General features: G+C 63.5%; 1 pseudogene. It reads right to left on the bottom strand.

From position 1 onward, the window contains the following. Positions 1-124 precede the first annotated feature (124 nt). Positions 125-389: pseudogene (locus GWE18_RS42180) on the bottom strand (hypothetical protein); the annotation flags it as partial.

Genomic DNA, 389 nt, shown 5'->3' with positions numbered 1-389 from the left:
GTATTCACTCGAGACGGCCACCTCGACGGTGCGCTGCTCGAGATCTAAGGTGTCGCGGTCGACAGCCAGCACGCGCTGCAGCTGCTGGCCCTCGATCTGACGCAGGACGGGCATCGGCTCCGCGCTATTCGTCGTCGGCGGCTTCTTCTCGGCCATCGTAGGGCTGCTCCTTTTCGGTTTTCTTCGGATCAGCGAGCAGCCCCTTCTCGCGGAGCAGTTGCTCCTCGGCCTCGATCTCCTCGAAGACCTCGTCGGGGTCGTCGCCATTGAGGCGGATGTAATAACCGCGCGACTTGGTGCGGTTGGCGATGCTCTCGGTCGCCGCTTTCGAGTCTTTCAAGGGGTCGACCCAATCCCAGCCACGGGCCTGCCATTCCTGCTCGCTGCAG

It is taken from the genome of Bradyrhizobium sp. CSA112 (genome assembly GCF_029051645.1).
Taxonomy (GTDB): domain Bacteria; phylum Pseudomonadota; class Alphaproteobacteria; order Rhizobiales; family Xanthobacteraceae; genus Bradyrhizobium.
Note: the sequence above shows the minus strand (reverse complement) of the source record. Positions and strands in the feature narration are given on the sequence as shown.